At 63.1% G+C, this 6,742-nt stretch carries 4 protein-coding genes; 2 read left to right on the plus strand and 2 right to left on the minus strand.

Translation table 11 applies throughout. The features are described 5' to 3' along the window. The first annotated feature begins 304 nt into the window (after nt 1-304). Both HBH1_RS15165 and hutH read left to right on the plus strand, forming a co-directional pair. Nucleotides 305-1,552, plus strand: coding sequence for a urate hydroxylase PuuD (locus tag HBH1_RS15165; protein ID WP_102663413.1), 1,248 nt, complete (start codon nt 305-307; stop codon nt 1,550-1,552). A 32-nt stretch (nt 1,553-1,584) separates the two neighbouring features. After that, nucleotides 1,585-3,213 carry an HAL/PAL/TAL family ammonia-lyase gene (gene hutH / locus HBH1_RS15170; RefSeq protein ID WP_102663414.1) on the plus strand — a complete coding sequence of 543 codons (1,629 nt, stop codon included), beginning with the start codon at nt 1,585-1,587 and terminating at the stop codon, nt 3,211-3,213. Between the two features lie 80 nt (nt 3,214-3,293). Here hutH and HBH1_RS15175 read toward each other — a convergent pair whose 3' ends face one another. Then, nucleotides 3,294-3,974, minus strand: a complete 681-nt coding sequence (locus tag HBH1_RS15175) for a Fe2+-dependent dioxygenase (RefSeq protein WP_102663415.1) — start codon at nt 3,972-3,974, stop codon at nt 3,294-3,296. A gap of 154 nt (nt 3,975-4,128) precedes the next feature. Beyond that, nucleotides 4,129-6,387 (minus strand): catecholate siderophore receptor Fiu, encoded by a 2,259-nt coding sequence (locus HBH1_RS15180; RefSeq protein ID WP_102663416.1) that lies wholly within the window; start codon nt 6,385-6,387, stop codon nt 4,129-4,131. Nucleotides 6,388-6,742 lie beyond the last annotated feature (355 nt).

The raw sequence follows: 6,742 nt of genomic DNA on the forward strand, positions 1-6,742 counted from the left end.
TGCAACCGGTCCGCGCCAGCCATTGCCAGCCTCACGAGGGCAGCGCCGCAGGACGAGGACCGAGACAACAGATGGCAGCAGCCATCGGGTCGTAGCGGCAGCACGACGGGAGACCAGCAACGACGCCACTTCCAGGCTTCGTGCGCGTCCCGGCGCGCGGAAAGCCTTCACTCCCACTCATCCAGCAGTTGCCATGCGGCATCCATGGCGGGGGAGGGCTTTCATGGCGGCCCATTCCTGAGGCAATGCCTCGCCTGTCCGGAGTAGGTCGCGGTGGCGGACAGCAATCCTGCGTGGGGAAGACATGGAAGCACTCCTGGTTTCATATGGCATCGACTGGGCCAATCTGCTGGTTCGCTGGCTGCACCTGATCACGGGCATCGCCTGGATCGGCGCCTCTTTTTATTTCGTCTGGCTGGACAACTCCATCCGCCCGCCCAAGCCGGGCAGCGACCTGGAAAAGAAGGGCGTCTCCGGCGAGCTGTGGGCAGTCCACGGCGGCGGTTTCTACAATCCGCAGAAGTATCTGGTGGCGCCGGCCGAGCTGCCCCAGGAACTGCACTGGTTCAAGTGGGAAGCCTATGCCACCTGGATCACCGGCGTGGCCATGCTGTTCATCGTCTATTACTTCAATGCCTCGGCCATGATGGTGGACAAGTCGGTGGCCAATCTCTCCGGTATCGAAGCGGTGGGCGTGGGCATCGGTACGCTGGTGCTGGGCTGGATCGTCTATGACCTGCTGTGCCGCTCGCCGCTGGGCAAGCGCGAGGGCCTGCTGGGGCTGGTGATGTTCGTCTTCATCGTGGCCGTGGCCTATCTGCTCACGCACCTGCTGTCGGGACGGGCCGCCTATATCCATGTGGGTGCCATGATCGGCACCATCATGGTCGGCAATGTGCTGATGGTGATCATCCCCGGACAACGCAAGCTGGTGGAGGCGATGCAGCAAGGCCGCTCGCCCGACCCCATCCACGGTCGTCGCGGCAAACAGCGCAGCGTGCACAACAACTACTTCACGCTGCCCATTCTGTTCATCATGATCAGCAACCACTATGCGATGACCTATACCCATGCCCATAGCTGGCTGGTGCTGGCGGCGATCATGGCGGCGGGTGTGCTGATCCGTCACTTTTTCAATCTGCGGCACAAGGGCCGGGTATCGATCGGTTATCCCATCGCCGGCGTGGCCCTGCTGCTGGCGGTGGCGGTGGCGATCGCACCGCGCCCGGTGGCACCGGTGGCATCTGCGGCACCGGCGTCTGCCGCTGCAGGCAGCGCCCCGGTTGCAGCGGCAGCGCCCGACTTCACCAGGATCCAGGCCATCATCACCCAGCGCTGCGCCAGCTGCCATTCGGACAAACCGACCCAGGCCGGCTTTGCCACGGCACCGGCGGGCATGATGCTGCAGACCCCTGAGCTGATCCACCAGCACGCCGCCAAGATATTCCAGCGCGCCGTCCAGACCAAGGATATGCCGCTGGCCAATATGACCCAGATGACCGACGAAGAACGCGCCGACGTGGCCGCCTGGTTCCAGGCCGGCGCCAAGTAGGCCTCGATCACGTCAGAAAGAAGACACCACACATGCATACCATCACCATCGACGGCTTCAACCTCAGCGCCGCGCAAGTCATCAGCGTTGCCCGCGCACCGCATCTCAAGGTCACCCTGGCCGACTCCTCGCGCGCGGCCCTCAAACACAGCCGCGACTACATCGAAAGCACCTGGATGCACGATGAAGCGCCCATGATGTACAGCTTCAATACCGGCGTGGGCTTGCTCAAGGACACGCGCATCAAGGTGGAACATATCGAACTGTTCCAGACCCAGTTGATCCGCGCCCACAGCGCCGGCATCGGCGAACCCTTCTCCGAGGAAGTCAGCCGCGCCACCATGCTGTTGCGTGCCAACGCGTTCGCCTCCAACTATTCCGCGCCCCGGGTGGAGGTGGTGGATCGCCTGCTGGCCTTCCTCAATGCCGGCATCCACCCCATCATGCCGCAGAAGGGCTCGGTGGGCGCTTCCGGCGACCTGGCACCGCTGGCCTACCTGGCGGCCGCCATCGCCGGTTTTGACGAGACCGAGGTGATGTTCCAGGGGCAGCGCATGCGGGCTCCGCAAGCCATCGAACTGGCCGGCATCGCACCGGTGAAGTTCGACCTCAAGGCCAAGGATGCCTCGGCGCTGATCAATGGCTGCACCGCCTCGCTGGCGGTGGCCATCCTGGCGGCGCACGATGCGCGCCACCTGCTGACGGATGCCTGCCTCTCGCTGGGGTTGACGCTGGAGGCCATGCGCGCCGAGATGTCGGCCTTCGATCCGCGCATCCAGCAGGCGCGGCCGCATGCGGGGCAGATCAAGACGGCGGACGTGATCCGCACCCTCCTGCAGGGTTCCACCCGCACCACCCACGCAGCGCGTGCGGTGCAACTGCCGGACGAGCTGCGGCGCACCGATATTCCCTATACCTCACGCATCCAGGATGTGTATTCGCTGCGTTGCGCGCCCCAGGTGTATGGCCCGGTATTCGATGCGCTGGACTACATCGACACCATCGTCGAGAAGGAAACCAATTCCGCCACCGACAACCCGCTGATCTTCAACAAGGAAGATGGCGAGGGTTTCGAGATCATTTCCGGTGGCAATTTCCACGGCCAGTACCTGGCCCAGGCCATGGACCTGCTGGCCATGGCGATCACCGACCTGGGCAGCATCTGCGAGCGCCGCATTGCGCGGCTGATCGATCCCACGCTGTCATGGGGGCTGCCGCGCAACCTGATGAGTGGCGTGCGCGGCGTCAATACCGGCTATCCGGTGGTGCAGTGTTCGATGAGTGCGCTGGTGATGGAAAACCGCACGCTGTGCATGCCGGGCAGCGTGGACAGCATCCCCTCCAAGGGCAATAGCGAGGATCACATCTCCAACTCCACCTGGTGTGCGCGCAAGGCCCTGACGGTGGTGCAGAACACGCAGTACATCGTGGGCGTGGAAATGCTGCTGGCAGCGCAGGCGCTGACGATGACCGAAGACCTGCTCAAGGACTTCGTCCTGGGCCGGGGAACGCAGGCGGCCTATGACGAGATCCGCCGGCAGATCCCGGCCTGCCTGGAGGGGGACCGCTGGTTCCATGACGACGTGCAGGCCGCGCAGGGCTTTGTGGTCAGCGGGTCGGTGCGCGAGGCGGTGAGGGCGGCCATCGGACGTTTCGTCTGATCCCATCCTGGGGGAAGAAAGCCGAAAGGCCGTCCGGTGTCATGCCGGACGGCCTTTTCCGCTTAAACAATATAAAGAATTTACACTTCGGCCCACTGCCGCAGCAGGTTGTGATAATGCCCGGTCAGTCCCAGCACTTCATCGGTGTCGCCGATCTGCTGGCGCAGGCTGTAGATGTTGCGGTCCAGTTCGAAGAGCATGCTGCGCTTCCAGTCGTCGCGCACCATGCTCTGGGTCCAGAAGAAGGAACAGACGCGGGCGCCGCGGGTGACCGGTTCGACACGGTGCAAGCTGGTAGAGGGATAGACGATCATGTCGCCGGCCGGCAGCTTGACCTCATGGGTGCCGTAGGTATCGACCACCACCAGCTCGCCCCCTTCGTACTCGTCCGGGTCCGACAGGAACACCGTGGTGGAGACATCGGTGCGGATGCTGCCGGCGGCATTGGGCAGGTTGCGCACCGAGCCATCGACGTGCAGGCCGTAGTGCTCGCCGCCTTCGTAGCTGTTGAACAGCGGCGGCATGGTCTTCTTGGGCAGGGCGGCGGCGAAGAACAGGGGATTCCTGCGCAGCGCCTCCAGGATGATCTCCCCCAGCTGGAAGCCCAGCGGCGAATGCTCCGGCAGTTGCCGGTTGCGCTTCACCCGTGCGCCCTGGTCGCCGACGGTGGCGCGGCCGTCGATCCAGTCGGCGCGGTCGAGTTCGGTGCGGATGTGGCGCACCTGCTCGGCGCTGAGGACTTCGGGAATGTGCAGCATCATGATGAACCTCTCCTGTCGCGAATGAAAAGGCCCCTCCACGCGGGAGGGGCCGTCAAGTCTGGCTGATCCATGAAGGACTCAGCGGGCGCCACCACTTTAGGCAAAGTGCATGGCGCCGGGGCTGAGGCAGATCAAATCATCGCCATGGGCAGGGTCAGAACTTGAAGTTGGCGGTGAGTGCCACGGCGCGTGGCGAACCCGGGGTGTAACGATAGCCGCTCTTGTTGATTGCCGCTACGTAGTCCTTGTTGAAAATATTGTAGAGATTCAACTGCAGGTCCACGTTCTTGTTCACGACATAACCGAGCATGCTGTCCACCACCCAGTAGGAATTGGCGTACTTGGGCGTGCCGACCGCGCCGTCGGTGCCGCGCAGCAGCGAGCTGACGTAGCGCGCACCGCCGCCGATGGTGAAGCCCTGCGGGAGGCGGTAGGTGGCCCAGGAGGTGAAGGCCTGCTTGGGGGTGTAGGCCAGGTTGTTTTCACCCGACGCGGTGGTGATGGCACCGCTGTCGACCTTGGTGTCCATCCAGGTGTAGCCGGCGGCCACCGAGAGGTTGTTGGTGACGTCACCGGTCACGCCCAGTTCGATCCCCTGCACGGTCTTCTTGCCGGTCTGGAAGTAGCGACCGGAGGTGCCGTCCTGCTCGACTTCATTGCTCACTTCGGTGTGGAACAGGGCAGCGGTCACGGCCAGCTTCTTGTTCAGCAGATCCCACTTGGTACCCAGCTCGCTGGTCTTGGTCTTCTGCGGCGCGTAGTTGGAATTGGCGGCGCTGTTGACCGCGCTGGAGAGCGCGAAGTTGGCGCCACCCGGCGGCTGCTGCGAAGTCGCATACAGCGCGTAGATGCTGCTGTAGTCGGTCGGCTTGAAGATCGCGGCCAGCTTCCAGTTGAACAGGTTGCCCGAGGTCGACAGGTTGGTGATGGTGCCGGCGGCGTTGGAGTAATAGGTGGTGCGATAGTGGTCTTCGCGGATGCCGCCGTTGATCGACCATTGCTCGTTGAACTTCACGGTATCGAACAGGTAGGCCGAGATGGTATCGGTCTTGCCGTCGTTGTAGCCGGTCGGGGTGATGGTGAAGCTGCCGTTGCCGAAGTTGGCGTTCGGACTATACAGGTTGGCCGCCGGCAGCGTGCCGCTGGTGGTGAAGGAGGTGGCGTGCTGTTTTTCCTGCGTGAATTCCACGCCGCCCACCAGGGTGTGCTGCAGCGAACCGGTCTTCAGGTTGGCCGTCAGGTTGGTCTGGTTGGTGAGGATCTCATTGGACTGGTCCTTGCGGGTGGGCAGGTTGCGGGCCAGGGTCCAGGTCGACAGATTGGTCGCCGAGGGGGTGAGCAGGCCGGTCGGTCGGGTGCTGGTGGCGGTGCCGGTCGCCATGAAGGAGGTCAGGAAATAATCCTGGGTGGTCTTGGCGTAGCGGGTGGTGTTCTGCAGCTTCAGGTCCTGCGAGAAGTCATGTTCCACGCGGGCGGTGAACATGTCGGAGGTGACCTTGTCGTAGTCGTTCACGCTGCCGTAGAAGTTGCTGGAACCCACGCGCGGGGCGCTGGAGATGTACGGACGGGCCGGGTCCGGCGAGGTATAGCCGGGCAGGCCGATGGTCGGCACACCGCCGTCGGGGACGTTGTCCTGGTCGATGTGCAGGTAGTTCAGGAACACCCGGGTCGGGCCGTTCAGGCCGAAGGCCAGCGAGGGCGCGATGCCGTAGCGGTCATTCTTGACTTCGTGGCGCCCGGGGACGCCGCTGTCCTGCTTCATCAGGTTCAGGCGCAGGGCGATGCCGCGGTCTTCATCCAGGACCTTGTTCCAGTCGGCGGTACCGCGCTTCTGGTTCCAGCTGCCATAGGTGGTGGAGGCGTTGAAGAAGTTGCTCATCTCGGCCTGCTTGGTGACCAGGTTGATGGAACCGGTCGGCGAGCCACGGCCGTTGTCGGTGCCGGCCGGACCCTTCAATACTTCCACCTGCTGGATGTTGAACATGTCGCGCGAGATCGACCCGAGGTCGCGCACGTTGTCCACGAAGATGGCGCTGGAGCTGTCGAAGCCGCGCATGTAGATGGCGTCGCCGGTGCTGGTGTTGCCGTTCTCACCGAGATAGAAGGTGCCCACGCCGGGGCTGTTGCGCAGCGCCTCGGTCAGGGTGGTGGCGCCTTGCTGGTCGATCAGTTGCTTCTTGATGACGGTCAGGGTCTGCGGGGTATCCACCAGCGGCTGGCTGTATTTGGTGGAGGAGGCCTTGTCGGCCTTGTAATCCGATTCCTGGGCGGCGGTCACTTCCACCTTGGGCAGGGTGCTGGTCTGGGCGTGGACGCCGACGGCGGGCAGCAGCAGGGCGCCGGCAACGGCGGCGGACAGGCGGGTCGAAGCGAACGCGGGCTGCGCGTGCTTGCGGCTCTTGATGTAGCTCATGGCAAGGTTCCGAGAGAAGTTGTTTTGGGTTCTCTTGGCTGGCTATGAGTCGGACGGGCGGCCGGTCGGTCAGCGGGGACCCGGCCTGCACCGCCGCAATGGCTGGCGAGTACGTGTTTTTTTGTTATCTGATATCGCTCGTTGTCTAACAACTGGATACAAGATATTTACAATTATAAAAGACACTCTAAATAAAAGTGATTCTTATTCGTAAAAATTTTATTTCGGGGGGCGCCAACGCGGTATCTGTGTTGTACAAAGAACACGGACAGGATTGGTCAGCAATGACCAGACGTCGGCAATCCGGCTTGAGAAGGCATTTCCGTCGGTCTCGGAGACGAAGAGGGAGAGGAGG

It is taken from the genome of Herbaspirillum sp. BH-1, assembly GCF_002870055.1.
In the GTDB taxonomy this organism is placed as follows: Bacteria; Pseudomonadota; Gammaproteobacteria; order Burkholderiales; family Burkholderiaceae_D; genus Herbaspirillum; species Herbaspirillum frisingense.

What these genes read in the sequence shown, in the direction of transcription:
- HBH1_RS15165 (WP_102663413.1), top strand. Translation starts at nt 305, where the DNA reads ATGGAAGCACTCCTGGTTTCATATGGCATCGACTGGGCCAATCTGCTG.
- hutH (WP_102663414.1), top strand. Translation starts at nt 1,585, where the DNA reads ATGCATACCATCACCATCGACGGCTTCAACCTCAGCGCCGCGCAAGTC.
- HBH1_RS15175 (WP_102663415.1), bottom strand. Translation starts at nt 3,974, where the DNA reads ATGATGCTGCACATTCCCGAAGTCCTCAGCGCCGAGCAGGTGCGCCAC.
- HBH1_RS15180 (WP_102663416.1), bottom strand. Translation starts at nt 6,387, where the DNA reads ATGAGCTACATCAAGAGCCGCAAGCACGCGCAGCCCGCGTTCGCTTCG.